Below are 26,880 nucleotides of genomic sequence, written 5' to 3'. Positions count from 1 at the left end.
TATTTCACATCGCCACCGCTAAGACTTACGCCTCGTCGCCGCCGATGCCGACGCGACCCTCCAGCGCGCGCACGCGCCGTATAATCTCCGGCAGTCGCGTCAGCACGACGGCGTAGCGGCGGAACTTGCGCACATCGACCGCCGGGATGCCCGAGACAATCGCGTCGTCTTTCAGGTCGTTGTGGATGCCGGCTTTCGCCACAACCATCACGCGATCGCCGATCGTCACGTGGTCGGCGCATCCCACCTGTCCGCCGAACAGGCACCATTTGCCGATTCGCGTCGAGCCCGAGATTCCGGTGTGGCCCGAAAATCGCGAGTACTCGCCGATTTCGCAGTTGTGCCCGATATGTACCTGATCGTCGAGTTTCACACCGCGATGCAGCACCGTCGCACCCATCATCGCGCGATCGACCGTCGAGTTCGCGCCGATCTCCACGTCGTCCTCGAGTATTACGCTGCCGACCTGCGGAATTTTGATCAAGTCGCTCTTTTCCTCGACAAACCCGAAGCCATCGGCGCCGATTACCGCGCCGTTCAAAAGCGTCACGCGATTTCCAATCACGGTGCCTTCGCGAATCGACACGCCGCTGTGCGCGGTGAAGCGATCGCCGATGCGCACGTTGGGGTAAATCGTGACGTTCGGATGAATCACGGCGTCGCGCCCAATCGTCACGCCCACGCCGATCACCGCCGACGCGCCAATCGACGCGTTCGCACCGATCGTCGCGTCGGGCGCAATTGAAGCCCGCGGATCGATCCCCGGTGCGGGGCGGTACGGCGGAAAAAAGATCTCGAGCACGCGCGCGAAGTCCGCGTACGGATTCGCGCTGATAAGCGTCGCGCACTTCGCGCCAACCGCCAGCTCCGCCGTCGTGATGGCGGCCGACACATTGGATTGCAGCGCAGGGGCGTACTTCGCGCCCGCGACGAAGACGATCATGCCGGGACTGGCCGCCTCGATCGGCGCCGGCGCGAAAATCTCCACGCCGCCGTCACCGCGGAGTTCAAGTCCCAGCTTCGATGCGAGTTCCTTGAGTTTCATCTTGATGTCCTGATTTTCCGCTCGCGAAAGTTTCTCAATCTTCTGGATTCAACGCGGCGCGCGCATCGCGAGGATCGCGTCGGCGAGCTCTGCGGGCTCGATTTGCGTCAGGCAGTTGTAATGCCCGAAGCGGCAGGTGCGCGCGTGGCATGGGCTGCAATCGAGCTTGCGGTAAATCACGCGCGTCTTCGGCCCCAGCGGCCCGGTGCGATTCGGATTGGTCGATCCGAAAATCGCGACTGTCGGTATTCCGAGCGCGCCCGCCAGGTGCATGCAGCCGGAGTCATTGCCGATGAAGCCGTCGCACAGCGACAACAACGCGATCAGTTCGCCGATATTCGTATGTCCGGCCGCGATCATCGCGGCCGCTTTGCTCGCCGCCGCGACCTCCTCGCACTTCGCGCGCTCCGACGGCGCGCCCACCAGCACGACTTCGGAATCGTCGCGACGCGTGAGCAAATCGATCAGCGCGCCGTAGCTGTCCGCGGGCCATTCCTTGGCCGGTCCATACGCCGCAGCGGGTGCGATCGCAAAAACGGGGCGGCCGGGACGCTTGCGATTCGCTGCGAGCCATTCGCGCATCCGCTCGCGAGACGGCCCATGCACGTCGATTGCGAAATCATCGGCGCGCCCGTCGGCGACGCCCGTCGCACGCACCATCGCGAGCCAGTAATTCACCTGATGCCCCGTCAACGCTTCAGGTGGTGGCGACGCTTTCATTGTCAGCATCGCGCCGCGCGCGTCGGCGATAAACCCGGCGCGGCGCCGGATTCCGGCCATCGCGATCCACAACGCCGACTCGAAGCTGTTTGGGAACAACACTCCCAGATCGAATCGTCGCGACCTTATCTCGCCGACAATCCTGCGCCGATCGAAAAACCCCGAGAGCCCCCGCCCGACCGAGTAGGGGATCACTTCGTCGAGCCATCGCGCGCCGTCAAAGAAGCTGGCGAGCTCTTTCTTGACGAGCACTGCAAGATGCGCGCGGGGCCACGCGCGCCGAATCGCCCGCAGCGCAGGCAGGCTCATCACGACATCGCCCAGCCAGTTAACTTCCTTGACCAGGATGCGCGCCGGCGGAGGATCGAGCGCGACTACACGCGCCGCCAATCCCGGCTCGCGCGAGTCAATCCCCTCATCCTGCCGAATATTCTCCGATTCCACGCTATTGGTTCTCTGCAAAGCGCAATTCGATTCCGCTGGAGATTTCATCACGCGCGCGCCCCCAAATAAACCCGCCTGGCAGCGTTGCGTTTTCGTTTCAGCATAGCTGGAATTAGTACTACCATCGGGGTATTCCCATTGTGGAATCGCACGCGAGAGGTATGCCGCGATGGCTGGGTTGAGAGAACGACCGCTGATGCGCGATGCGTTGCTTGTCGGTGGAGTGATCGCTGCAAGCGCCGTGGCGGTATTGGTCGCTCTCGATCCCGGCCAGGTGATTCGTCCTCGCTTCGGTTCGATGGCCTCCCCGCCGATGCGCTCCGACAGCGCCGCCTCGACCTCGCCACCGGGAACATCCAGCGTAGCAACCGATGCGCGTGATGGCCCTCCCGCCGCGCGCTCTCTCCCTAAACAGATCGGATTCGGGCCGCCTTCACAGAAAGAGAACTCCGGCGGGGGCGATGTAGTCGTGATGGTTCCGGATTTGCCGCGCGAAAATCCTGAGCCACCGCCGTCGGGCGTGTGGAACGATCAGGGCAGCGCCGGTCCTGTCAGCGGCGCCAACGCTCAAGCTGCGGGGCCGATTGCGATGAGCGCAGTCGGTGGCATCTCGAGGCCACTGACTTCGCCGACGGGCGGATCGTTGCCGAGCTCTCCGGCAGCGTCTGGCGGCGGGATCAATGCTCCAGCTGTATCAAATCCTGGCGGCGGCACTTCACCGGCAGGACATCCTGACTTGGCGTCGCATAATGGTTTCGTACTGGTGGCGGGCGGGCAGGGCGGCGGGCAGTTTGCGCTCTCGAGTGCCGAGCTCTTCGACCCCGCCAAAAGCGCGTTCGCAGCCGCTTCACCTATGAAGGATGCGCGCGCGGATCACACGGCGACGGTGCTGCCCGGCGGCACGATCCTGGTCACGGGCGGCGAGGGCGCCTCGGGCGGCGCGCTGTCGTCGGCTGAGTTGTACGACCCCATCAGTGGAAAATTCTCAGCGATCGCCTCGAAGATGGACACCGCTCGCGCCGAGCATACCGCGACGCTGATTTCCGGATGCAACTGCCCGGCCGACGGCCAGGTGCTGATTGCGGGCGGCACCTCCGCCACTGGCTCGCTCGGCTCCAATCTAAGGAGCGCGGAACTGTACGACCCTGCCACCGGCAAGTTCACCGCGACTGGCGCGATGAAGGCGACGCGCGCGCCATTCGGCCACGTTAATCGTCAGCGGTCCGCTGGCGGGGAACGTGCTGATCGCGGGCGGCGCCAGCGATGAAAGCGGCGGTCCCGTCGCCTCGGCTGAACTCTACGACCCTGTAACGGGACAATTCACGCCGACCGGCAGGATGAGCGCGCCGCGCGAAAATCACAGCGCCACTTTTCTTTCGCCGAGCGTTGTTTCGGGTTCGCTCGCTGGCAGCGTACTGGTCGCGGGCGGTGGCGACGTGAACGCACCGAGCGACAGCGCGGAAGTTTTCAATCCCCAGACTGCGACCTTCTCGCCGGTGGGCGCGATGACCACGGCGCGCACACTGCAAGCCGCGGTATTGCTGGCCAACGGCAAGGTGCTGATCGCGGGCGGTCAGAGCAGCGATACGGAATTTCTGCAGAGCGCCGAGCTTTTCGATCCCGCGCACGCTACTTTCGCCGCCACCGGGTCGATGCGCAACCTCCACACCGGCGCGACCGCGACGCTGCTCGAGAACGGCAACGCACTGATCGCCGGTGGCCGGTCAAACTGGGCCGACCTCTACGACCCGATGGCCGGAACCTTCTCGGCGACAGGCGGGATGGTCACCGACGTCGCCGAATCGACCTCAACTTTAATCAGGTAGCAGCTATTTCTTCAGCGCCGCGATCACGTCGTTGACGATCGCGTCGGCCTTCGCGCGCATCTGCTCGTCGGTCGCGTCCTGAATCGGATGCGGCACGAAAACGCGCCGCAGTTCCGGCAGCCCCAGCGCGTCGGCTTGTTTCTGCGCCGCGTCGACGAACTCATTCGACGCGATTACAACCGCGGGCTTCTTATTCGTCTCGAACCATACGGAGTCGTGCACACTGCACGTTGTGCATGACCCTCAATCGGCTAGCGCTTCGATAACGAAGTCGCTCTCCTGCGCGATCCGGCGGCGCAACTCGTCGGGCGCCGGCTTGGTGAAGGTTGGTTTGCGAAAGCGCGTGATCTCGATGCCGGGGATGCGGTTCTGCAAATGCTCCGCGAGCCGGTCGATCAACACGCTGCCGCGTGGTTTGGCGATGTCGAGCAGCGCGACGCGCCCGACAATGGAGTCAGAGCGCGGCGCAAGCGTGCGCCGAATCGGCACGCGCTCGTCGGTCGGATCGATAATAACCTGTTTCATGTCGCCTCCTCGATTCGCCGGCTGACGCTCGACGATCCCATCGGACCCGAGACCCATCCGGCGAACACCGCCGAAAACTTTCCCGCGTTGCCGCCAGCGACGATGATATTGATATCCTCCGGCTTGCGAAACTTCGCAATCTTCTCCGCCAGCCGCTCTTCGGTCACAGTGCCGAGTGAGCTCAGCGGAATTCCCTCGCCGCTACTGTCGTCGCGCATCAACTCGCGAACAGGCCGCGACGTCACCTCCTGGATTCGCGCGCGCACATCAGCCTTGCTCCACTTCTCGCGCGCAAGAGTGTCGGCATGCTCGGGCGAGATGACCAGTAGAATCTCGCCGGCATTATGCTGCTTGGGATGCCAGCATGCTTCCAGCCCCATGCCCAGGCTGCCGGCCAGCGCGCGTGCCGTTCGCGAAGTCTGATCGGCGATCTGTCGCGAACCCGCCTCGAGCCCGAACACCGTCACGACGTTTTCATCCTTGTTGAAGCCGCGCTCGACGTGCAGCGGCTCCCACGGGCTGCGCTCCTCCCATTCGGCAAAGCAGGTCGTGAACTTGCCGATCGCGCCGAGCGTCGAGCGCTCGATATCGCCGGGCCGCGCGCCGCCGACATTGCGCAGCACCAGTTTCAGCGCGCGCCCGATAGTCGCGTTGGACCGTGTGCCGTAGCCCAGCGCCATCATGCCCATGTTCATGTCGAGGCGATGGCGAATCGGACCATTGACGACAATCACCGGCGTCGCGCCCCACGTCGTGGACATGATGCCGTGGATGTTGAACTCGTCGGTGCACACCGCTTCGAGCGCCGCGATCACGACCGGCAGATACTCGGGCTTGCATCCCGCCATCACGGCGTTGACCGCGACCTTCTCGACCGTCACCGGCGCCAGGTTCGGCGGCACGATGGCTACGACGTCGCGCGGATCGCGCCGCGTCCCCGTCAGCATCCACATCACACGCTCGGGCGTCGGCGGCACCACGGGCAAACCGTCGGTCAGTCCGCGTTCGAACATGAATTCGAAAACGTCTTCCGCGTCGCCCAGCTCGATTCGGCGCGCGGTGAGCTTGTCGCCGCGCGCATTCGCTTCGAGGCGTTCCGCGATTCCCGGCTCGACCGACTTGGAGCCGCATCCAGGCCGCGACTCGGGATATGAATTCCAATCGACGGCAGGCCACTGCTTGCCCGACAGTCGCGACAACTCCGCATTCATATCGCGCCAGTCGTCGCGCCCGAAGCCAACGAAGCGGCGCTGCTCGTAGCCGTTTGCGTCTGCGAGGATGATCGTCGGAACAGTGTCGAGGTCGTACTTGAATGAGACCTGGAGCGCGGAGTCGTCGAGCATCGGAGCTGTCAGCGCGTATCGCTCGACGAGTTTCGCATTGCCTTCGGCGTCCTGGCCTATCGCCCACACATCGACCGCTGCACCGAACGTACGATGTGCGGCCTCGATCAGCGGCATCGTCATTCCGCACGTCGGGCAATCTTCCTTGACGAAGCAGAGCAGCGCCGCTCGCGTGGACGGGAACGCGCGCCCGGTTCCGCGCGCGTCGTGCAACTCAAACGCGGGCAATAGATTTGTCGGCGACTCTTTCATTCCGTTGACGCGGAGGTTTCAGGGAGCATCAGGAACCGATGCTGCGTTGGAGAATAGAATTCGACCGCCGCCGTGATCAGCGCCTTGTCGGCGATGCCGCCGGCGACCAGCACTTCGCCGTCGTTCAGCAGCGTTGCGGTGTTCGTCAGCCGCGCGACGTTGGTGCGGCCGACGTGCGAAAACAGGTTGCTCTCCGGCACGAAGAGTTCCGCGTCGTGCATCCCGACCACCACCGGTCCCTGGATAGTCCATCCTCCGACGACGAGCACATTCCCGTTGTCGAGCATCGTCGCAGTCGCCAGGTAATGCGGCGCGCTCATGTCGGCGGTTCCGATGAAGCTGCCGGATTCAGGATCGTAAATCTCCGCAGTGTTGAGTGGTGCCATCGAAGCGAGTGTACGCATGCCAACCAGAACTTTGCCGCTCTTTCCGCCCACGATCAGCACGCGCCCGTCGTTCAGCTTCACCGCAGCCGCGCCGACGCGATCGCTTTTCATGCGCGCGAATATCGGCGTGAACCTGCCCATCGCCGGGTCGTACATTTCCGCAGTGTCGTACGAGATATAGCCGCTCGGCGTGCCGCCGCGGCCGCCGCCGGCGATCAACACTTTTCCCGTGCCAAGCAGCGCCGCGATATGCGCGATGCGCGGCTGATTCAAGTGTCCGGTGCTGCTGAAAATGCCGCTCGAAGGATCGTAAATCTCGGCCGTGTCCAGCGTATGGATGCCGTTGTCGCTGCCGCCCACGATCAGCACGCGCCCGTCGCGAAGCATCGTCGCCGTGTGCCCTTCGCGCGCCACCGACATCGAGCCCGTCGCGCTGAAGGTGCCGGTGCCTGGATCGTAAATCTCCGCGCTCGAGAGCTGCGACCGGAAGCCCGCGTTCTGAACCCCGCCCGCCACCAGCACGCGCCCATCGCGTAGCATCGTGATCGTCTGCCCGGCGCGCGCGACTGTCATCGAGCCGGTCGGCGTGAACGTGCGCGCCGCGGGATCGAAAAGTTCGGCACTCGAGAGCACGCCGCCGACTTCTCCGGTCGCCGTGCCGCCGCAAATCAGCACGTGTCCGTCGCGCAGCCGAATCGCTGCCGCATTGGCGCGCGGCGTGGTCATCGAGAGCGCTTCGACGCGGTTCCCTTGCGGATTCGTCAGGAACACCGGCGGCGCCTCGGTCACACCGCCGCCCGCGCACGCGGCGAGTCCGGCCGCGATCAGGAGCGACATTGCAATAAGATACCGTCGATTCATGCAGACCTCGCGCGCTGAATCATAAGCTCGGCGAGGCGCGAGGGAAAGTTATCTATTCGGCGACCGGACGCCGTGCCGAAGTGCGTTCATCGTTGCGCGGATGAACATCAGTCCGGGAAAGACGCCGCGCTTGCGCGGTTTGGTTTGCGGTTCGGCGCCACGGCCGAGTTCGCGCACCAATTCGAGCAGTTGGTCTACGCTGACGCGCGATGCAACATCTTCCAATGCGCGGAAGCGCACGACGCGATCGCGGTCAATCACGAATGACGCGGGAAACGCGATGCCGCCGGCTTCCCGCTCGTTGAACAGACCGTACGCCTTGACGACCTCGCGCCGCGTGTCGCACAGCAACGGAAATTTGATGCCGAGTTCCTCGCGCACTGGCTCTACGCGAGCGGCGTCGTCCACCGAAATAGCAACCAGCGCGGCGCCAGCTGCGCGAAAGTCTTCGATATGCTCCGAGTAGTCCGCCAACTGGCGGAGGCAGAACGGTCACCAGTGTCCGCGGTAGAAAACGAGGACGCACATTCCGCCGGCGATCAGGTCGTCGAGCTGGCGCACGACGCCGGTCGAGTCGGCGAGCGCGAACTCGGGCGCGGTCTCGCCCACCGCCGGGATGTGCCGTTCGTCCATGCCCACAACAATAACTCCGCTCGCGCGTTAGAGGAACATCGCACCTTCGCCGACGATCGCGCATCGTCCGCCGATTCGAATCGCAAATGAGCCGCTGTCCTTGCGAGCGACCTCGACATGAATCTCGCTCGGCCGTCCCATCTCGACACCTTGCCGGATCAGGAACGCCGCCTTGGGCGCGGGATCGATCAACTTATACGTCGCAGCGTACGCACCGAATGGAGCCGAAGCACCCCCTGTCGCCGGATCCTCGGGAACACCATCATGTGGCCCAAACATCCGCGACCGCGGCGCGAACTCGCCCGCCTCGTTCGCGACGAACATATATACCGGAAGAATCGTTTCGCCCGGTTTGAACAGCGCGGCGAGCGCCGCCGCGTTGACCGCGCATTTCGCGAGCGCGTCGAGACTGCGAACCGGAACAAAGAGAAATGGGACGCCGGTCGAGACGGCCTGAATCGGTAGATCGTCGCGGATGTCGGCTGCCGTGATTCCAAGGGCTTTCGCGATGCGCCCGCGGTCGTGCCGCTTGGCGCCGAACTCCGCCGCGCGATGCCCCATCCAAACAAAATCCGGCTTGCCGCCGGTATTTTCGATCGTCACCGTCACGGGCCCGATCCCGAGATGCACCGTCGCATCGACACTCGCCGAGTCGAGCGGGATCTCGCCGCGACTGGCGAGCACCCATGTGGTGCCGACAGTAGGATGCCCAGCCATCGGCATTTCGTGCTTCGGCGTGAAGATCCTCACGCGGCGCGCGCCCGAAGATTCGGGTGGCATCACGAACGTCGATTCACTGAAATTCATCTCGTGCGCCAGCTCCTGCATCTCGCTCGCGCTGAGCGCGGCGCCTTCGGTGAACACGGCGAGCTGGTTGCCGCCGAAAGGCCGCGACGTGAATACATCGACGAGGATGAATGGAGTTTTTCTGGACATCCGGAAATTGTGCCGCGCCGGCGCGCGCGAGCCAATCGCGATTGAAAAAAAACGGCGATCCCTTCCAGGACCGCCGCTTCGACAATTCGAGAATCGCTCGATTACTTGCCGACGATGAATACGCAGCTCGTGGTGCCGCTGCCGCCGATATTCAGCATCGCAAATTTCTTCGCACCTTCGACCTGGTAGTCGCCCGCGCTATGCGTGATCTGCCGATGGCAATCGAGCATCTGGCGCACCCCGGTCGCGCCCACCGGATGGCCCGCGCCAATCAGCCCGCCGCTTGGATTGATCGGCAACTTGCCGCCGAGCTCGATCACGCCTTCCTCGACCGCTTTCCACGATTCGCCCGGCTTGGTGATTCCGAAATGATCGATCGCCATGTACTCCGACGTGGTGAAGCAGTCGTGCGTCTCGATTCCCGACAGCTCAGCCACCGACCCTATCCCCGCGCGCTTGAACGCGTCGACAATCGCCTGCCGCGTATGCGGCAAGACGTACGCGTTGTCGCGGCTCTCTGCGACCTTGGCGTCGAATTCGAGCGGCGCAGTGTGATGGCCCCACCCGAGGATGCGCGGAATATCCGCTAGCGTCTTGCCATTGCGCTTCGCCCACGCGCTCGCAAATTTTTCCGACGCGAGGAAAATCGCGACCGAGCCGTCGGTCACCTGCGAGCAATCGCTCACTTTGATGCGCCCGCCGATGACCTGGTTGAACTTGCTTTCGTGCTGCGCGTGACTCTCGCTCATGAACCAGTTGCGGGTCTGCGCGTTCGGATTGCGCTTGGCGTTGGAATAATTCACCGCCGAAATGTGGGCGAGGTGTTCGTCCTTGAGGCCGTAGCGCTTGTCGTACTCGTCCCCGAGCCGCCCGAAAAGTTTCGGAAAAGGGAACTCGATTCCCTTGGCCTCGCGCTCGTACCACGCCGCAGTGCCCAGGTAGTCGCCGCCGGTGGTCGAGTCGACAGTCTTCATTTGTTCGACGCCGACCACGCACGCCAGGTCGTAGCGTGCCGCCTCGATCTCCGCCGCCGCCGCGATCAGCGCGATCGAACCCGACGCGCATGCCGCCTCATGACGGCCCGTCGGCAGTCCCGAAAAAGTTGGATCGATCTCGACGAAAAACGCGCCGACATGTCCCTGCTTGGCGTACAGCTCGGCGGCGAAGTTGCCGACGTGCGCGGTTTCGACCTCACGCGGCTCGATCTTGGTGGCTTCGAGCGCGCCCAAAGTCGCCTCGCGCATCATCGCCACGAAATGCTTCCCTTCTTTCGACCAATTGCGGGCAAAGTCGGTTTGCGCTCCGCCCAATACGTACACCGGCGCTGGTTTCGTCATCGCGCGCTCCTATTGATTACTAACGTAATCATACGCCAAGGAATCTAATCATCCAACACGGGAATTTCATCATCCAACAAAAGTCCGGCCGTATTCGAGTACGCCGCCCACAAACATTTTAGCATCGCGCGACGCGGCTTGCTCGACGGTCGCGGGGACCTTGAGCTTCAGCTTTTGCAGCATCGCGATCGTATTCTTCGCCCCCAGCAGATCCACGATTGCCGTCGGCGGCGCCCAGTTGAAGCCGTACGACATGATCGTATCCACGTCGGCCGCGCTCGCCGCCACTTCGCCGACCCGATTCAGCGCGTAGCTGACGTAACCGAGCACGACGCGCCGGCACAGGTCGGCATCCGCGCCCTTCGCATCGGCGAGGACCGTCAACGCCTCGGCGTAGCGGCCCACACGATGCAGCTGTTTCATCCTTTCGACGAATTCGATCGGCGCGGGCTTCTGAAGCTTGTCGTGCCCGCCCGTTTTCGGATCGAGCACGAAAACTTCCTTGCCCGCGCGACGGTAGAAGCCGCCACGCTCGGGTGTCTTGTCACCGAGGCATCCGTTGCGCAGCCCGGCGTTCATGTATGCGGGCATCGCGAAAGATTCGTGCGCCTCATCCTTACAATTCGCATGGACGTTATCGACGATTGCCTTGTGCACGTCCCAGCCGACGAGATCGACCGTCGCCAGCGGCGCCATCGCGCGCCCGGTATGCGGCCCTATCAGATAATCGATGTACGCGACACCGTGCTCGGCGGCCAGCTGCGCAGTCTCGTTCAGGACCTTGAAGCCGACCCGATTGCCGACGAACGCAGGCATATCTTTGGTGACGATCACCTTGCGGCCCAGCCGTTTCGTCAGCACCGCGACGACGCTCTTCACCACGGCAGGGTCCGTATCCGGTCCTGGAATCACTTCGGTGCCGACGATCACGTGCGGCGGATTGAACAGGTGCACGCCGAGGAAATTGCGGCGGAGCGACTCGCTCCGCCCGCGCGCCATCTCCGCGATCGACAGCCCCGACGAGCCGGTCGCGACAATCGCGTCGGGACGCCGGCTCTTGTCGATCAGTTCGAAGAATTGTTTCTTGAGCGGCAGATCTTCGGCGAGCGACTCGAACACGATCGCGGCCTCGCCAACCGCGCGGCCGAGGTCGGCGTCGTACGCACCCAGCGAGATTCGCTCCGCGATCGCCTCTGCGCGCGCATCGTTTTGCGCGTCCGTCAATCCTTCCGCCGCTTTGACCGGCGACCGCGCGAGCATCGTCACGTTGTATCCGGCGCCGGCGAAGACGCATCCCGCGCCCGCGCCCATCGTGCCGTTGGCGCCGATAATTACGACCTTGTTGTTGTCGGCCAAGGAGCTCTCCGATCCTCGTGGAATAATGATTTCGCAGTCGCGGGCCGCGAGAAATGTTAGCCGAGGTCGCCCAGCTATGCCACAGGGCAGGGATGACCCCTGCCCCCAATGTTAAGACAAAGATGCGTCCATATCAGAACTCTCGCTCTGTCATTCTTGAGCGAAGCGAAGAATCCAGCATCCTTCCTGGACTTGCCTGTCAGACCGACGCGTTGCTAAAACGCGTGCGCCAGGAATTCTTTCACGCCGGGGCGACCCGTCAGGCTTACCCACACCGGGCCGGACTTTGGCGCGACGTCGATTCTTAACTCGAAGAACGGGCAACATTTGCGCTCGAAGGAAATCCATTCCGCGAGCTGCGCGAGCGTCATGCGCGCGGTTGCGATTTGTACCGCGATGCCGTCGGGAAGTTCGCGCTTGCCAGCGGCTGAGGCGGCGAGCATTTTGCGCAGTTCCTTGTAGCGCGGGCGATCGCTCGCGGAGATCGCGTCGAGGTCGCACACCAGCGGAGTTTCGGCCGCGGAATCTTGCACATTGCAGCAAGCGTCGGTTGCCATTCAGTTTATCCTCTACGGTTCGTGCCATACTCGTCCCGCCGTGCGAATCAAGTCGTCGGCCTCCTTCGGTCCCCAGCTTCCCGCGGGATACTCGACCAGCGGCACGCGCGCGCCGTCGCTCCACGAATCCAGGATTCCCTGCACGAACTCCCACGACTTCTCGACGAACGGCGCACTGATGAACAGCGTATGGTCGCCGTCCATCACGTCGAGCAGCAGCCGCTCGTATCCTTCGGGCGACGCACCGTCGCCGAACGCGGCGTTGTAGCTGAGATTCATCCGCACCGGTTGCAGCACCAGGTCCAGCCCCGGCCGCTTGGTCATCACGTCGAAAGAAAAACCTTCGTCGGGCTGAATCCGAATCGTCAGCGCGTTGGCTGGAACCGTCGAGCCGCGATTGAACAGAATTTGCGGCACGTCCTTGAACTGCACGTAGATCGAACTCGCGCGCGCCTTCGTCCGCTTGCCGGTGCGAATGAAAAACGGCACCCCCGACCATCGCCAGTTGTCGATGTACGCCTTCAGCGCGACGAACGTCTCGATGCGCGAATTGTCCGCGATGCCCGGTTCGTCCATGTAGCCCTGCACCGGCTTGCCGTCCGCGTCGACGCCCGCCGCGTAGCGCGCCCGCACCGTGTTCGCGCGCGCATCCGCCGGCATGATCGGCCGCAGCGTGCGCAGCACGTTGAGCTTGGCGTCCCGTATCGCCGACGAGTCGAGCGACACCGGCGCTTCCATCGTGAGTAGCGCGAGCGTTTGCAGGATGTGATTCTGCACCATGTCGCGCAGCGCGCCCGAATGATCGTAATACATCGCGCGGCTGCCCACGCCTTCCGCCTCAGCCACGGTGATTTGCACGTGATCGACGTTGCGGGCGCCCCACAGGCGCTCGAAAATATTATTCGAGAAGCGCAGCGCCAGCAGGTTCTGCACGGTTTCCTTGCCGAGGTAATGATCGATGCGGAAAATCTGCGACTCGTCGAGATACTTCACCATGGTGCGATTGATTTCGAGCGCGCTCGGCAGATCGTGGCCGATTGGTTTTTCGACGACGACGCGTGAGAAGTGCGGCGCGTCGGGCGGATAGATGAGGCCGGCCTTCGCCAGCCGCTCGACCGAGTCGCCAATCGCCGTGGGCGGAATCGCGAGGTAATAGACACGATTCGGCGGCAGGCCGCGCGCCTTTTCCAAGGCTTCAAGTTTAGCTTTAAGTTTTGTGAATCCGTCGGGACGGTCGAGCCCGGACAGATAGTCGAGGTTGCCGGCGAACCGCGCCCAGCAAGCCTCGTCAACCTTCAGGCGCGAAAAGCGGGCGGTCCAGTCGTGCGCACTCTTGCGGAAGTCGTCGAGCGACATCTCGCGCCGCGCAAATCCCAGCACCGCGCTTTTCGGCGGCATCATACCCTCGCCGCACGCCACGAGATTGTACATCGACGGGATCAGCTTGCGCTTGGCGAGATCGCCCGACGCGCCGAAGATAACGACGGTGCACGGCGGCGCCGCCTGGGCTCGTTGTATCGTCAGCAGATTGTCCATGTTGCGGCCTTCCTTATCGGATCGCGCGTCGCGCGGTTCTACTGGCAACTGGTAGCGATGATTGATAAGTTTGACATGTTTCAGATCTTCATGAAAAAGTGCCCCGACCAAGATCTCTGCCTGCTGAAAACGGCGGCCAGCTAAATGCCGGCAGCAAAGCCGTTGTCAGCCGGCGCCCCGGAGCTCGCCCCGCTCGGCGAATGGATCCCGGTAGTTCTGTGGGGCGCTTTGATCTTCACTCTCTCGACCTCGGCGTTTTCCGCCACGAACACCGGCAAGATCATCGACCCGATACTGCGATGGTTGATTCCCGGAATCACCGCCGCGTCGGTTGACGTCTGCCACATGCTAGTCCGCAAATGCGCACATTTCACCGAGTATGGAATTCTTTTCTGGCTGTTGGTCCGCGGTCCGATGGCGCAGCGGCCGTACCTCGCGCTGATGCTTTGCGTGGTGTACGCGCTCACCGACGAGGGCCATCAAGTGTTCGTGCCCGGCCGCACCGCGTCGTTATATGATGTAGCGCTCGACTCGACCGGCGCGCTCTTCAGCCATTTCCTTAACACCGCAATCGCCGAAATCGCCTAGCCGGTCTTTCTGTCTGCTCTGCCCTAACAACTTCCTAACAGGGACGAAGTCCCGCATCCTTTCCTTTTATAACTGGGTGCAGGGGTCACCCCTGCCGAGGGAAGCGTGAAACCCACGCGGGTTTCACATTCAATTGATTAACCGTTCGTTTCCTCGATCGCCGAACTGATCCGCTCAACGCGCCCGAAGAACGCGCGCAGATTCTTCATGTCAGCGGGAATTTTCAGCTCGCCCGTGAACGCCAGGTAGAACAACTGGCCGTAGAGCGCGAAGTCCGCCAGCCCGATCCTGCCCGTCAGAAACGGCACGTTGCCGAGCTGCTCCTCGAACGGCGCGAGTGAACTACGAAAGCGCTCCCAGTTGGCCGAATGATTCGCGATAGTTCGATCGACGAAGCCTTTGCCAAACTTGCGCTCGCGGATAAAACGCCACAGCGCGCCGCGATCCGCCCCCTGGCGGCTGTAGTATGCGAGTTCGTCGGCCAGCGCGACGGGATACACCGACTCTTCGAGATGGTTGTCGATGTAGTCGGCGAGCACGACATGCATCCCGCGCCATCCGGCGGGAAAAATCGTCGGCTCGGGATAAAGCTCCTCGAGGCGCAGCGCGATTCGCGCGGAATCAACAATAGTCTCGCCGTTGTCGAGCGTGACCGCCGGCACCGTTATCTGTCCCGACGCGAGCAGCAGTTCCTTGCGCTCGAGGTAGTCGACCTCGACCACCTCGAACTCGACGCCCTTGAACGCGAGCAGCTTGCGCACCTTGGCGCAGAACGGGCTGCCGAGAAACTGGTAAAGCTTCGCCGCCATCATCGCCCTCTGAATGCGTGGATTACATCGTCGAGATCCAGATTGGAAATCGACCGGCGCACGACGTCCGCCGACGCAAGCTCGCTCTCCGGCGCCATATGGCATAGCGCGAGCACCTTCATGCCCGCTCGATGCGCCGCCTCGATTCCGGCCTGCGTATCCTCGACCACCAGGCATTCATCCGCCAGCACCGGATCGCGCGGCCGCAGCAAACTACCGATACGGCCGAGCGCCGCGATAAAACCGTCGGGCTCAGGCTTGCCGCGCTCGACGTCCTCAGCCGCGATAACGTCGAGAAACAATTCGCGCAGCCCGCCGCGCCGAAGAATCGCTTCGGCCTCGGCGCGCAGCGTCCCGGTCGCGATCATCAGCGGAAACCGCTGTGCAAAATCGCGCACAAACTTCTCCGCGCCCGGATAGAGCACATCCCGCTCCCCAATAATCGCCTGGTACACGGCAGTCTTCCGCGCGATCAACTCCGCGACGTGCTGTTCGCCCGCATCCCCGCGATTCTCGCGCAGCACCGTCGCAAAACAATCGCGATCGTTGAGCCCGATTAGCCGCGCAGTGTAATCCTCAAACCCAATCTCGATTGCATCAGCCCGCAAAACCTCGTTGAAAGCCGCATAATGCAACGGCTCGGTATCAACCAGCGTCCCATCAAGATCGAATATCACGGCACGAATCATCGTCGGGCTAAGTTGCCACGCCCGGTTTGCGCTTGGAAGTGGCTGCCGCGAGCAGCGCGACGATCTCGCGCTGGCGCGGCTCACCGCTGACCAATGCTCGTCCGTCTTCGATTGTCATGTCGAGTTCGCTGCGGACGCCGAATTTGTTCGGGAGATAAATTCCCGGCTCGACTGAGAAACATGTGGTGTCGATAAGACTGCGGTCATCCAGCGTCTCGAGCGAATCCAGATTAGCGCCGGTACCATGCACTTCGCGGCCGATCGAATGACCCGTACGATGCACGAACGCGTCGCCGAAGCCGGCCGCCTCGATTACTGAACGCGCCGCGCGATCGGTCTCGCGGCCGCTGACTGGCTCGCCGGCGGCGACCCGGCGCTGCACCAGTTCCACTGTCGCGTCTCGCGCCCGCGCGACAATCTCGAACACGCGCGCGTGCTCGTCGGGAACCTCGTTGCCGGCGAACGCGACCCAGGTGAAGTCGGCGTAGATGCTGTCGGGCGCGGCTTGCTTGGCCCACAGGTCGAGCAGGATGAAATCGCCGCGGCGAATCGCGCGGTCGTGCCTGGAGGTCGGCCCGTAATGCGGATCGGCGCTATGCTCATTGACGGCGACGATCGGCGGCGCGTGCGTCACGAGACCTTGCGCGGCAAACCGCGCCATCACGGATTCCTGCACGGAGACTTCGCTGACCGGCCGGCCGGCCGAAATCAACTGCGCGATCTCAGCAAAGGTTTCATCGACGATCGAACGAAGGGCGCGAGCGGCGCGCTGATGGCTCGCGAGCTGCTCGCGCGTCAACGTCGCCTCGAAGCGCTGAATCAGATCGGCCGCGGTGACGACTTCGATTCCCATCGCTCGGACGATTTCGACTGTGCCCGCGTCGACGCGCGAGACGTACGGAATCGCGCACCCGGGCGAATAATCCATCGCGACTCGCCGCGCGCCGCCGAGCACGGCTCGCAATGCCGACACCATCTCGTTGTGCGAACGATAGACGATCTTCTCGGCGCCGAGCGCGTCGAGCCGATGCGCCTCGACGGCCGACACGATCGCCCGCGGCTTGCCGTGCGCTGGCACGAAGCAGAACCATCGCCGGGTCGCGATGCCGTCTTCCGAAAGGCCGAGGATTCGATACGCGAGCGGGTCGCTCAGGCGGAAGTCATAGAACAGCCATCCGTCGAGTTGCGCATGGCCGAGCGCGAGCGCTATTTCGTGGACGCGCGCCGTCACGTATCTGAATCCCTGCTGAAGCGTGCGCCCCACACGTGCACGCTCTCCGGTTCGATTTTCACGATTGGATTTTTCTCCGGCGTCAGGCTCATTCCGCGGTACTGCAGATACTTCTCGCGCAGATGACGCAGCGCGCCGAGATATTCCTCGGGGTCTTCGACCACGCGCGCGAATCCGCGGATCATCACGTACGCGAGCTGCGACCAGTCTTCTTCGTAGTAATCGATCACGACGGCGACGCGCGGATTTTCGGAGATATTGCGCATCCGCTTGAGCGCCAAGCCCTTCTGACGCTTGGGTTTTTCGTCGATCGCGAAGTAGATGCGCTCGCCGTCGAACCAGTAGCAGAGTGGGACGTTGTGCGGCGCACCGCCGCCGTCGGCGGTTGCCAGATGGGCGACGCGCGCTCCGGCAACAAACTCGCGAACGCGCGGATCTACGAGTCGAGCCATGTCATTCGTTGTTTTTGTCGCGGCCATCATCGTTTCTCCAGCCGGAGTTTCTCCAATCGATCCAGCGCGCCGCGCGCGGCTCGCGCGAGCGATTCGTCGGCCGGGTCGGCCGCCGCCGAGGTTAGCGCGGTCATTGCGTCGGCGCTTGCGCTTTGAATATTGCCGAGGGCCGAGGCTGCGGCGCGCCGCACGCCCGCGTCGGAATCGCACTTCAGGCATCCGAGCATGATTCGCACGGCCTCGCCGGACGCATCGCGAATCCGCGACAACACTGCCAGCGCCGCCAGCCGCACGTGAACATCTGAGTCGTGTACGGCGCGGTCGGCGGCGGCGAGCGGTCCGGGTCCGGCGATCTCGAGGTCGCGAATACAGTAGAGCGCCATCTTGCGAGCGTTGCGATCGTTGCCGGCGGCGAGGTTGAGCAGACGCGCGCTTATCTCCGCGAGATTCTCGCGCCCGAGTTGGACCATCAGGTTGGTCGCCGCCCACCTGATATCGCCGTCGTCGTCGGCCATCGCCTCGCACAGCGCATCGGCGGAATCCATCGCAAACGCGCCCGCGCCGATCTGCGCGAGCGCGTACGCCGCAGCCCATCGCACGCGCCGATCGTCGCTTGCGATCGACGCGCGAAGTTTTTCAGTGACGATACGGTTGCCCAACGCGGCAATCGCTACGAGTTCATCGATCGCGCGACGTTGCACGGTCTTGTGCGTGTCGCCAAGTTCGCGAATCAACTTCTCGACGAGCGTCGCGTCGCTGTGGTCGGATGCTTTCAATTCACACCCGCAATCAGCCGCACGAGATTGGACAATTCGCCCGCGCCGAGAAAAAAATTGCCGTCGTGGCCGAACATCTTCGTGACTGCATGCGAAATCGACGGCAGGTCGAGCGTGCGGCCACGAAGTTCGCTTTCGAGTTCGGCTATCGCCGGCGAATTGGCGATGAAATCTCCGCTCAGGCGCGCAGCCTCGATTGTGCGGTCGGCGTTGAGCGCAATTGCGGCCTCGATTGCACCGAGTTGCGATGCAATTCGATTCCTCAGCGTCATCGACGCCGCGACTGGCCGGCGCAACCAGTTCGAATTGGCAAGAGCGCGACCGCGATGCTGGGCCTGCGCGGTTTCGAGCGCGCTCAGCTCGCGGCGTCGAGTCTCACCCAGCGAACTTCGGTAGCCAGACGCGATTGCGTCTGCCAGCTCGTCGAAAGAGATGTCGCGGGCCAGTTCGCGCACCACTTTGGTCGCGGACGCGGCGTCGTACATCCGGCATGAAAGCGCGCCATCGGGGTCGATGCGCTCAAGGTCGTGCACGAGTTCTTCCATCCCGCGGTTGTGCGCGATCGACGCCTCGAAAAGCATCGCGCCTGCCGCGTCGGTCTCGAACGTGCACATGGCAATCTCGCGCTGCTCGAAGGTTATCGCGTCGCGGCCGGGGTAGAAACATTCGACGCCGAGCGCTCGCATAGCGGTCAAAATACCGCGCACGTAACGATTCATGATCTGCTCGGGCTTGAGTCGCGTGACGTCTTCCTTCAGCAGCGCGGTGCGAGTCGGGAGTATGAGCGCCAGCCCGAGCCATCCCTGGCCCGCGCCGACCACGCGGCCACCGGTCAGACGCCGCGTCACGTTGATGCCGTCGCGCTCGGGCGGTCCGCAATATAGATGATAGCGCCCGATCGAGACCGAGCGGCCCGGCGACGCGTGGATGAGCAGGACCGGCGGCGTCTCGCGCGCAGCGACCGCGTCGAGAAAGTGGAACTCGAGACCGAGCAGGTCGTCCGGAGCGAGAGCGCGCGCGATGATTACGTCGAGATCGGGCACCAGACGAATTATAGCAGGGGCGCAACCCGTCCACCCTCCCGAAACCCAGACCGGGTACCGGACTTCCTGTGAGACTTACATCGCTTGAGTTTGGCGGGGGTGATGCGCGATAAGTGATCCATGTTCAACGGCAACAGAGTGATCGACGCCGACGGGCATGTGATGGAGCCCAACGAGCTCTACGACGAATATATAGACAAGCGGTTCAAAACCCAGCTCGACGAACTGAAGAAGGTAGCGTCGACGCGGGCCTCGAAATATTTTTTCGGCTACTTCCATCAGTTGAACACCGGGCGGCCGCTGGGCATCGCGGCGCTCGACCGGCCGCTGACGCGAACCGGCCGCAAGCCGCATGGCGAGCGGCCCGACATTCGCGGCGGATTCGATCCCCAGGTGCGCATCAAGGACATGGATCGCGAGGGAATCGACGTCGTCGTGCTGTTCGCGACGGTGGTGTCGAGCTTCTGCGCTCTCGACAGCGTCGATTTCGAAGTCGCGATGATCCGCGCGTACCATCGATGGCTCGCCGACTACTGCGCGGCCTATCCGACGCGGTTGAAGGGTGTCGCAGTTGTGCCGATGCGCGCGCCCGAGCGTGCGGCCGAGGAAATCCGGCGCGTCGCGAACGAGCCGTGGTGCGTCGGCATCTACCTGTCCGCTCACATGGAGGACAAGCTGCTCGACCATCCCGCGTTCCATCCGATTTGGAATGCGTGCGTCGATACCGACCTGCCCGCCTGTTTCCACGGCGGCACGGCGCGCCCGCCGTACGGGCTGGGTACGTTCGAGATGGGCAACAATCTTTTCATCCAGCATTCGGCGACGAATCCGTTCGAGGTGATGCGCGGGATCGCGTCGCTCGTCGGCGGCGGCGTGCTGGATATTTTCCCGAAATTGCGCGTCGCGTTTCTCGAGGCGGGCGTGGGCTGGCTGCCGTTCTGAATGGAGCGCCTCGACGAGCACTACGAACTGATGCCTGAGTACGTGCCGTTTCTGCATCGCAAGCCGTCCGACGTGATTCGCAGCGAAAACTTTTTCATCTCATGCGACCCCGACGAGGAGACTCTGCCGTACGTGGTCGAAACCGTTGGCGCGGAGCACATTCTGTATGCGTCTGACTATCCGCACTTCGACGGCCGCTTCCCGCATACCGTGAGCCTCACGGCGGGGCGCAAGGAGTTCGCGCCCAGCGTGCCGAAAAAAATCCTGCACGAGAATCCGACGCGGCTTTACACTCGGCTGAAGTAGTTGAAATGAGGATTGGGAAAATTGCGGCGGGCTTGACGGCGATTGCGCTGGTGGCTTGCGTCGTGCGGAACGCGAAGGCACAAACGCCGGATGCGGAGCAGTCGGCGGAGGATTTGCGCGAGGCCGAGGTTGTCAGCAAGCGGCATCGTGCTGAGCTGATGAAAATCCCGCACGTCAGGGTCGTCACCGGCGAAGTCGATGGGCAGAATGAGGCCGCAATACTGGTCGAGGTGGACGATCAAAAGAACGTCGATGCGGTGACGCGGCAACTGCCGTCGCAGATCGAGGGCTTTCCGGTGGAAGTCGACGAGGGTGCGCCCGTTGACGCGCAGGACGAAGCTGCTGCCGCTCCAACGCCGTTTCCGACGATCGACAAGAATGGTTACTACCATCACACCTGGATAAAACGATCCGAGCCCGCGGCGAACCCTGACGCGCCGCAGTGATCTATCGACTTCTGAACGGCGGCGCGCGGAACATCTAACTTGACTGCAATTCCGAGGACTCCTTATAGTCTAGTTTCGGAGTCCGGCGAAGCTGCGGCGAACGCAGAAAACCCCGTTCAGACAATGGATTTCGCGCTGGTTTAGAGATGCAGAGAAGCGAACAAATGACCTTCTGGGAGCGGATTTACATCCCCGAAATCCTGCGAGGTCTTGCGATCACTAACTACCATTTCATCCGCAACCTCGGGCTGCATACCGCGCATCTGTTCGGCATGAAGAAGGGCGTCAACGCGACCTCGACGACGCAGTATCCCGAAGAGCGCAAGCGTTATTCCGATAATTTCCGCGGCAGTCATCGCCTGACCCTGCGCGAAGATTGTTCGGTGCGATGCACCGCATGTTTTCTATGCGCGACGGCGTGCCCCGCGCAATGCATTTATATAGAAGCGGGCGAGTCGCCCGATCCGCACGTCGAGAAATTTCCGGTGCGCTACGAGATCGACACCCTGCGCTGCATTTATTGCGGGCTGTGCGTCGAGGCGTGCCCCTGCGACGCGATTCGGATGGACACCTACGTGCATCCGCGCATCTGGGGTTTCGATCGCAAGGATTTCGTCGAGCCCAAGGAACTGCTGATGCATCGCTCGCGCGTGCTAGCCGAGAAGGGCCGCGACGGCAATATGAATGAGATGCTGGAGTGGTACCGCGAGCAGGACGCCGCGGTTTACGATCCGCAGCGGCCGGAGATGAAGACCTACACCAATCGCGAAGCGCCCAAACATTACGCGGAGCCGCCGGACCATATCGACGACCTCACTGTGATTGACCGGCATCCCGCGCGCAGCGGCAAGTAGCCAGATGACGCGAGTGACTATTGGCCTGACGGTGGCGGGTCTGATCGTTCTGTTCATCGCCTATGCGAAAGGCGTCGGCGTGATTCACGGCGGCGACGTGCTGAGCCACATGTACTGGGCGACGGGCGCGCTGACTCTCGTGGCGCTCGCCAACTTTATCGCGGTGGCGCACCTGGCGCGCGCGGAGCGGATGATCCAGCAACTGCGCGCGCTGTGCGAGAAGAACGGCATCGAGTACGGCGAGGATTGAGCTATACTTGGAGATCAAGGGCCGAGCGCCGAGCAAGGCCGCGGAGGTGACGCAATGACCCAGATTGAAGCTGCCCGCAAAAATATAATCACCCGGCAGATGACCGAAGTTGCCGAGGACGAAGGTTTCGCCGCCGAGGAAATTCGCGCGCTGGTCGCGACCGGCGAGGTCGTGATCCCGCACAACCTCCATCACGACTTCAGGGCGATCGGAATCGGCAAAGGCCTGCGCACCAAGGTCAACGCCAACATCGGTGCCTCGAACTTCCATCAGCTGATCGAAGAGGAAGTCGAGAAACTTTACACCGCCGTCCGCTACGGCGCCGACTCGGTGATGGACCTTTCGACCGGCACCGACCTCGACAAAATCCGCGCGGAAATTCTGTCGCGATGCCCCGTGATCCTCGGCACCGTGCCGATTTACCAGCTCGGGTCCGAGCGCTCGATCATGGAGATGGAGGCCGAGTACTTTCTCGACGTGATCGAGCGGCAGGCGCGCCAGGGCGTCGATTACATGACTCTCCATTGCGGCGTCACCCGCGAAAGTGTGAAGCGGCTCCGCGGGCATCACCGAATCGAGGGCATCGTGTCGCGCGGCGGCTCGATGCTGGCGGCGTGGATCGAGCGGACCGGCAACGAGAATCCGCTCTACGAGCATTTCGACGAAGTCTGCGCCGTGCTGCGGGAGCATGACGTGACTATTTCGATCGGCGACGGGCTGCGCCCGGGCGCCACCGGCGACGCGACCGATCGCGGGCAAATCGCGGAGCTGCTGCTGATGGGCGAGCTGACCGATCGCGCGCGCGCGATGGGCGTGCAGGTGATGATCGAGGGTCCCGGCCATGTCCCGCTCGATCAAATCGATGCCAACGTGAAGCTCGAGAAGCGGGTCTGCGGCCGCGCGCCGTTCTACGTGCTCGGGCCGCTAACCTGCGATGTCGCACCGGGTTACGACCACATCACGGGTGCGATTGGCGGCGCGATCGCGTCGGCGGCGGGCACCGATTTTCTCTGCTACGTCACGCCGGCTGAGCATTTGCGGCTGCCCGACATCGACGACGTGCGCGAAGGCGTCATCGCGACGCGCATCGCGGCTCATTCGGGCGACCTGGTCAAGGGCGTGCGCGCCGCGAAAGTCTGGAACGATCAGATGTCGCGATACCGCAAGGCGCTCAACTGGGAAGGGATGTACGCGATGGCGATGGACCCCGACAAGGCGCGCCGCTACAAGGAAGAAAGCGAGGCGGCGGGTTCCAACGTCTGCACGATGTGCGGCTCGCTGTGCTCGATCAACATCGACAATGCGGCGATTAAATTCACCAAGCGGCGCTCGCTGGCCGAGGCTCCGTCGCATGCCGCCGGCTAAAGCGAACCGCATCCCGGATTATTCGTTGCCGTCATTGCCGGTGTGAGCACGGAGCTGACTCCGCCGGCGGGCTGAACGGATAAATTTATGGCGAAAACTTCGAAGGATATCCTCGACGAAGCACGCGCAACAATTAAGCAGATCGATATCGACGAAGCGCGCCGGATGATCGAAAAGCCCGGCACCGTGCTGCTCGACGTGCGCGAAAGCGACGAGTGGCGGCAGGGGCACATTGCGCAAGCGGTCGCGATTCCCCGCGGTTTCCTGGAACTCAGAATCGAGGAGCGCGTCCCCGACCGCAAGACGCCGGTCATTGTGCAGTGCGCGTCGGGCACGCGCTCGATCCTGGCGGCGCGAACGATGCGCGAGCTCGGTTATGAAAACGTGTACAACATGACGGGCGGTTTCAGCGCGTGGAAGGATCGCGGCTTGCCGTGGGTGGCGGATCGCGCGTTCACGGCCGGGGAGCTGACCCGCTATTCGCGCCATTTCGCAATTCCCGAGGTCGGCGAGAAGGGACAGGCAAAACTGCTCGACGCCAGGGTGCTGGTGCTTGGCGCGGGCGCGCTCGGCTCGCCGTCGGCGCTGTACCTCGCGGCGGCGGGAGTCGGCACGATCGGCCTGGTGGATTTCGACGTGGTCGATCTGTCCAATCTTCAGCGGCAGATCATCCACACGACCGATCGCGTCGGGATGCCAAAGACCGAGTCGGCACAAAAGCAAATCAACGCGCTGAATCCGGGCATCAGGGTGATTCGTCACGACCTGCGGCTTACCTCCGGGAACGCGATGGACATCATCAAGGACTACGACGTGGTCGTGAACTGCGGTGACAATTTCCCGACTCGATATTTGATCAACGACGCGTGCGTATTCTCAAAGAAGCCGCTGGTGGACGGCGCGATTTTCCGCTTCGAAGGCAACGCGACGGTTTTCTACCCGGCCAAAGGCGGACCCTGCTATCGATGCCTGTATCCCGAGCCGGCGCCGCCGGGAATGGCGCCGTCGTGCGCGGAAGCCGGCGTGCTCGGCGCGCTGCCGGGATTGATCGGATCGATCGAAGCGCTCGAGGCGATCAAGTTGATAATTGGCGCGGGTTCTTCGCTCATCGGCAAGCTGGTTTACTTCGACACGCTGTCGGACAAGGACTACGTGCGAGTTCTGAAGATCCGCAAAGATCCGAAGTGCCCCGTCTGCAGCGAGCATCCCAGCCAAACCACGCTTATCGATTACGAAGCGTTCTGCGGCCTGGGTGCGCCTGCCAACGGAGCCGCGCATTCGGAACAAACCGCGCATACGAAAGCGGCAGCGCCGGCGCGGTAACGATCACGCGGCTGTCAGCACAGTCGAAAATCTGGTTTGATTGCGGCGGGCGCTCATGAGCGAGGTCCCGCCGCCTTTTCTTGGGGGCTGAATTTCATCTGCGAGGCGAGTTCGATGGCGCTGGGACCGTTTTACGTCGCGGATAAGCTGAAGGGGGCACCCGGGATGAGAGGAATCGCGCTTTTGATGCGCCACGGCGAGACCGCATGGAACCGCGAAGGCCGCGTGATGGGCCAAAATCCAATCGAACTCGATGAGCATGGACGCGCGCAGGTGCAAGCTGCAATTCCCTTCGCTCGCCTGATAAAGCCCGAGTTGATCGTCACAAGTCCGCTGGCGCGTGCGCGGCAGACGGCGGAGATAATCGCGGCCGGCGTCGGCGGCATCCCGGTTACCGAGGACCCACAACTGTCCGAAGTCCAATACGGGCGATGGCAAGGGATGGTGTACGACGATTTGGTCGAGGATGCCGATTACCTGAACTATCGCGATCATCCGCTGGACGCGCCGACTCCCGGTGGCGAGACGATCGCGCAGGTGCAATCGCGAGGGGTCGAGGCAGTGCGCCGTGCGGTCGGAGCGAACCGCGGCCGGCGGATCCTGTTCGTCTCGCACGGCGATATCATCCGCACCGTTTTGTGCTATTTCATGCGGCTCGAACTCGCGCACTTCCGGCGGATCCGCGTGGACAACGCGGCCTTCTCGGGTTTCCAGCTGATCGGCGACTTCGCCGAAGTGAAATTCCTGAACCTGTTGCCGGATCCGAATCGCGCATTTGTCGCGCCATTTGTATCGAACAAGCGCCAGACGCCTTGAGCGGCGACCCGGATGGATCAGGGTCCGCCGGCGACCGACGGATCGAGGCCGGTCGGCGCCGAGCGCCCACCGACTTCGATTCCCTTGCGGACGCGAACGTCCGCTCCTGATTTGCCGGGAACGTCCACTTTCAGGCTGCGGTATCCGCCCGCGGTGGGATCGGGCGCGAGAAATCCTATTGTGTATTGCTCACGCAGCTCGAGACTGATGTTCTCGCACGCGCGACGCAGAGCCTCTCCGTCCCCGGCCTGGCGGATGATGTACGTCCTGGCGCCGGATTCGGTCGAAAGAGTGTGCAGGGTCTCAGCGTCAACGTGCTCGCTCTCATCGCCGCCGCCGACCACGAATGGTCCGATCGAGAGGCCAATTCCGGAACCGGAAGGATCGCCGATTCCGATCGAGTACACCAGCACACCCATTCGCCGCGCCTGGGCAACGACGTCATTCACCGTCGCGGCGCTGGTGTTGTCCATTCCGTCGGTGACTACGAGCAGCGCTTTTTTGTCGTAGCGGCCGCGTTGCACCATTTGCAGCCCCTGCATGATCACGTCGAACAAAGCGGTCTGTCCGTAAGCATGCAGCAATGCGAGCCGGCGCATCACGAGATCGTGATTGGTCGTGAACGGCTGGAGCAGGAACGGATGGCTGGAAAACGCGAACAGAAACACGTCGTCCTTGTCGTTCAGATCGCGCAGGAACTGTGCGATCGCGGCGCGCGCCTGCGGAATTTTGGGCGTCATGCTGCCCGACGTGTCCACCAGGATGCCGACCGAGACGGGAGTGTTCAGGTCCTGGCGAAAGAATTCTATCGGGCGCTGCAGCCCGTCCATGTAGAGTTTGAAATCTTCTTTTTGCAGCCCGGTGACGTAGCTGCCGCTCGGTTCGGTCACGGTCACCGTGACCTGTTCGTAGCCCGGTTGCTGGCGCAACTCGCGCATCGGCAGTACCAGCTCCTGGCCGGTTTGCGGAACCTGCGGCGGGATGTTGAGCGAGTCGCCGCCCTGTTTCGCCGGCATCGACGGCAGCTCGAGGGTCGAGGTTTCCTTGCCCTGACTGCCGGGTATCACGATCGGCGCAGGAATCGACGAGCCCTGCTGCGCCGCGGCGGGCGCGAATCCGCCAATCGCGATCGCCAGTCCAATCACCGCGGCCGTAAGCGCGGAAATCAAGCTGCGTCCTGTACCCGGAATGGTTGTCGTTGTCATCGCGATGCCAGCGCTGCGCCGAAGCGGC

At 63.0% G+C, this 26,880-nt stretch carries 27 protein-coding genes and 2 pseudogenes; 10 read left to right on the top strand and 19 right to left on the bottom strand.

Annotation, left to right across the window (positions count from 1 at the left end; genetic code table 11):
• Positions 1–25 precede the first annotated feature (25 nt).
• Both lpxD and waaF read right to left on the bottom strand, forming a co-directional pair.
• Positions 26–1,045 (bottom strand): UDP-3-O-(3-hydroxymyristoyl)glucosamine N-acyltransferase, encoded by a 1,020-nt coding sequence (gene lpxD, locus VJX68_RS14995; RefSeq protein ID WP_324096520.1) that lies wholly within the window; start codon positions 1,043–1,045, stop codon positions 26–28.
• A gap of 48 nt (positions 1,046–1,093) precedes the next feature.
• Positions 1,094–2,209, bottom strand: coding sequence for a lipopolysaccharide heptosyltransferase II (waaF, locus tag VJX68_RS14990; RefSeq protein WP_324096519.1), 1,116 nt, complete (start codon positions 2,207–2,209; stop codon positions 1,094–1,096).
• Between the two features lie 169 nt (positions 2,210–2,378).
• Between waaF and VJX68_RS14985 the strand changes: the two genes are divergently transcribed.
• Together VJX68_RS14985 and VJX68_RS14980 are read left to right on the top strand one after the other, a co-directional pair.
• Positions 2,379–3,476 (top strand): kelch repeat-containing protein, encoded by a 1,098-nt coding sequence (locus VJX68_RS14985; protein WP_324096518.1) that lies wholly within the window; start codon positions 2,379–2,381, stop codon positions 3,474–3,476.
• The gene (locus VJX68_RS14980; RefSeq protein ID WP_324096517.1) at positions 3,448–4,035 is read left to right on the top strand and encodes a Kelch repeat-containing protein; all 588 of its coding nucleotides are present in this window, start codon (positions 3,448–3,450) and stop codon (positions 4,033–4,035) included. Before VJX68_RS14985 ends, VJX68_RS14980 begins: the two co-directional genes overlap by 29 nt.
• 3 nt (positions 4,036–4,038) lie before the next feature.
• On the opposite strand, the gene VJX68_RS14975 is transcribed toward VJX68_RS14980, so the two are convergent.
• The 10 genes and pseudogenes from VJX68_RS14975 to zwf form a co-directional block, all read right to left on the bottom strand.
• Complete coding sequence (locus VJX68_RS14975; RefSeq protein ID WP_324096516.1) at positions 4,039–4,560, bottom strand: UGSC family (seleno)protein; 522 nt, start codon at positions 4,558–4,560, stop codon at positions 4,039–4,041.
• On the bottom strand, positions 4,557–6,155 hold the full coding sequence (locus VJX68_RS14970; protein WP_324096515.1) for a TlpA family protein disulfide reductase: 1,599 nt from the start codon (positions 6,153–6,155) through the stop codon (positions 4,557–4,559). The genes VJX68_RS14975 and VJX68_RS14970 overlap by 4 nt, the downstream gene beginning before the upstream one ends.
• Complete coding sequence (locus VJX68_RS14965) at positions 6,152–7,378, bottom strand: Kelch repeat-containing protein (protein ID WP_324096514.1); 1,227 nt, start codon at positions 7,376–7,378, stop codon at positions 6,152–6,154. Before VJX68_RS14965 ends, VJX68_RS14970 begins: the two co-directional genes overlap by 4 nt.
• Positions 7,379–7,450: 72 nt before the next feature.
• Positions 7,451–7,882, bottom strand: a pseudogene (locus VJX68_RS14960) (peroxiredoxin family protein); the annotation flags it as partial.
• A gap of 12 nt (positions 7,883–7,894) precedes the next feature.
• A complete protein-coding gene (locus tag VJX68_RS14955) occupies positions 7,895–8,035 on the bottom strand; it encodes a thioredoxin domain-containing protein (RefSeq protein WP_324096513.1) in 141 nt (46 codons plus the stop codon).
• A gap of 27 nt (positions 8,036–8,062) precedes the next feature.
• Positions 8,063–8,971, bottom strand: coding sequence for a PhzF family phenazine biosynthesis protein (locus tag VJX68_RS14950; RefSeq protein WP_324096512.1), 909 nt, complete (start codon positions 8,969–8,971; stop codon positions 8,063–8,065).
• 101 nt (positions 8,972–9,072) lie between these two features.
• Positions 9,073–10,308 carry an acetyl-CoA acetyltransferase gene (locus VJX68_RS14945; protein ID WP_324096511.1) on the bottom strand — a complete coding sequence of 412 codons (1,236 nt, stop codon included), beginning with the start codon at positions 10,306–10,308 and terminating at the stop codon, positions 9,073–9,075.
• 69 nt (positions 10,309–10,377) lie between these two features.
• A complete protein-coding gene (locus tag VJX68_RS14940) occupies positions 10,378–11,664 on the bottom strand; it encodes a 3-hydroxyacyl-CoA dehydrogenase family protein (RefSeq protein WP_324096510.1) in 1,287 nt (428 codons plus the stop codon).
• 215 nt (positions 11,665–11,879) lie between these two features.
• On the bottom strand, positions 11,880–12,221 hold the full coding sequence (locus VJX68_RS14935) for a hypothetical protein (protein WP_324096509.1): 342 nt from the start codon (positions 12,219–12,221) through the stop codon (positions 11,880–11,882).
• Positions 12,222–12,233: 12 nt separating this feature from the next.
• Complete coding sequence (gene zwf / locus VJX68_RS14930; protein WP_324096508.1) at positions 12,234–13,805, bottom strand: glucose-6-phosphate dehydrogenase; 1,572 nt, start codon at positions 13,803–13,805, stop codon at positions 12,234–12,236.
• Between the two features lie 96 nt (positions 13,806–13,901).
• Between zwf and VJX68_RS14925 the strand changes: the two genes are divergently transcribed.
• Positions 13,902–14,345: a VanZ family protein gene (locus tag VJX68_RS14925; protein WP_324096507.1), complete on the top strand. Its 444-nt coding sequence runs from the start codon at positions 13,902–13,904 to the stop codon at positions 14,343–14,345.
• 137 nt (positions 14,346–14,482) lie between these two features.
• Here the strand turns inward: VJX68_RS14925 and VJX68_RS14920 are convergent, their stop codons facing one another.
• Genes VJX68_RS14920 through VJX68_RS14895 form a run of 6 tightly spaced genes read right to left on the bottom strand, consistent with a single transcriptional unit; the run spans position 14,483 to position 19,345 of the window.
• Complete coding sequence (locus VJX68_RS14920; protein WP_324096506.1) at positions 14,483–15,154, bottom strand: glutathione S-transferase family protein; 672 nt, start codon at positions 15,152–15,154, stop codon at positions 14,483–14,485.
• On the bottom strand, positions 15,154–15,843 hold the full coding sequence (locus VJX68_RS14915; protein ID WP_324096505.1) for an HAD family hydrolase: 690 nt from the start codon (positions 15,841–15,843) through the stop codon (positions 15,154–15,156). The genes VJX68_RS14920 and VJX68_RS14915 overlap by 1 nt, the downstream gene beginning before the upstream one ends.
• Before the next feature lie 7 nt (positions 15,844–15,850).
• Positions 15,851–17,107, bottom strand: coding sequence for a M24 family metallopeptidase (locus VJX68_RS14910; RefSeq protein WP_324096504.1), 1,257 nt, complete (start codon positions 17,105–17,107; stop codon positions 15,851–15,853).
• Positions 17,071–17,526, bottom strand: coding sequence for a TIGR03668 family PPOX class F420-dependent oxidoreductase (locus VJX68_RS14905; RefSeq protein WP_324096503.1), 456 nt, complete (start codon positions 17,524–17,526; stop codon positions 17,071–17,073). The genes VJX68_RS14910 and VJX68_RS14905 overlap by 37 nt, the downstream gene beginning before the upstream one ends.
• A 26-nt stretch (positions 17,527–17,552) precedes the next feature.
• A complete protein-coding gene (locus tag VJX68_RS14900) occupies positions 17,553–18,302 on the bottom strand; it encodes a HEAT repeat domain-containing protein (RefSeq protein WP_324096502.1) in 750 nt (249 codons plus the stop codon).
• Positions 18,299–19,345 carry a lipoate--protein ligase family protein gene (locus VJX68_RS14895; protein ID WP_324096501.1) on the bottom strand — a complete coding sequence of 349 codons (1,047 nt, stop codon included), beginning with the start codon at positions 19,343–19,345 and terminating at the stop codon, positions 18,299–18,301. Before VJX68_RS14895 ends, VJX68_RS14900 begins: the two co-directional genes overlap by 4 nt.
• Positions 19,346–19,465: 120 nt before the next feature.
• Between VJX68_RS14895 and VJX68_RS14890 the strand changes: the two are divergent.
• The 7 genes and pseudogenes from VJX68_RS14890 to VJX68_RS14860 all read left to right on the top strand — a co-directional run bounded on the left by VJX68_RS14890 (position 19,466) and on the right by VJX68_RS14860 (position 25,647).
• Positions 19,466–20,593 (top strand): annotated as a pseudogene (locus tag VJX68_RS14890) (amidohydrolase family protein).
• A gap of 5 nt (positions 20,594–20,598) precedes the next feature.
• The gene (locus tag VJX68_RS14885) at positions 20,599–21,039 is read left to right on the top strand and encodes a hypothetical protein (RefSeq protein WP_324096500.1); all 441 of its coding nucleotides are present in this window, start codon (positions 20,599–20,601) and stop codon (positions 21,037–21,039) included.
• Between the two features lie 146 nt (positions 21,040–21,185).
• Positions 21,186–21,893 carry a NuoI/complex I 23 kDa subunit family protein gene (locus VJX68_RS14880; RefSeq protein WP_324096499.1) on the top strand — a complete coding sequence of 236 codons (708 nt, stop codon included), beginning with the start codon at positions 21,186–21,188 and terminating at the stop codon, positions 21,891–21,893.
• Between the two features lie 4 nt (positions 21,894–21,897).
• A complete protein-coding gene (locus VJX68_RS14875; protein WP_324096498.1) occupies positions 21,898–22,143 on the top strand; it encodes a hypothetical protein in 246 nt (81 codons plus the stop codon).
• Between the two features lie 54 nt (positions 22,144–22,197).
• Positions 22,198–23,508 (top strand): phosphomethylpyrimidine synthase ThiC, encoded by a 1,311-nt coding sequence (gene thiC, locus VJX68_RS14870; protein ID WP_324096497.1) that lies wholly within the window; start codon positions 22,198–22,200, stop codon positions 23,506–23,508.
• A gap of 87 nt (positions 23,509–23,595) precedes the next feature.
• Positions 23,596–24,831, top strand: a complete 1,236-nt coding sequence (gene moeB, locus VJX68_RS14865; protein WP_324096496.1) for a molybdopterin-synthase adenylyltransferase MoeB — start codon at positions 23,596–23,598, stop codon at positions 24,829–24,831.
• Between the two features lie 114 nt (positions 24,832–24,945).
• Positions 24,946–25,647: a histidine phosphatase family protein gene (locus VJX68_RS14860; RefSeq protein ID WP_324096495.1), complete on the top strand. Its 702-nt coding sequence runs from the start codon at positions 24,946–24,948 to the stop codon at positions 25,645–25,647.
• A gap of 17 nt (positions 25,648–25,664) precedes the next feature.
• Here the strand turns inward: VJX68_RS14860 and VJX68_RS14855 are convergent, their stop codons facing one another.
• Positions 25,665–26,852, bottom strand: a complete 1,188-nt coding sequence (locus VJX68_RS14855) for a VWA domain-containing protein (RefSeq protein WP_324096494.1) — start codon at positions 26,850–26,852, stop codon at positions 25,665–25,667.
• Between the last annotated feature and the right edge of the window lie 28 nt (positions 26,853–26,880).

It is taken from the genome of Binatus sp. (SeqCode), assembly GCF_035272065.1.
In the GTDB taxonomy this organism is placed as follows: Bacteria; Desulfobacterota; Binatia; order Binatales; family Binataceae; genus Binatus.
Note: the sequence above shows the minus strand (reverse complement) of the source record. Positions and strands in the feature narration are given on the sequence as shown.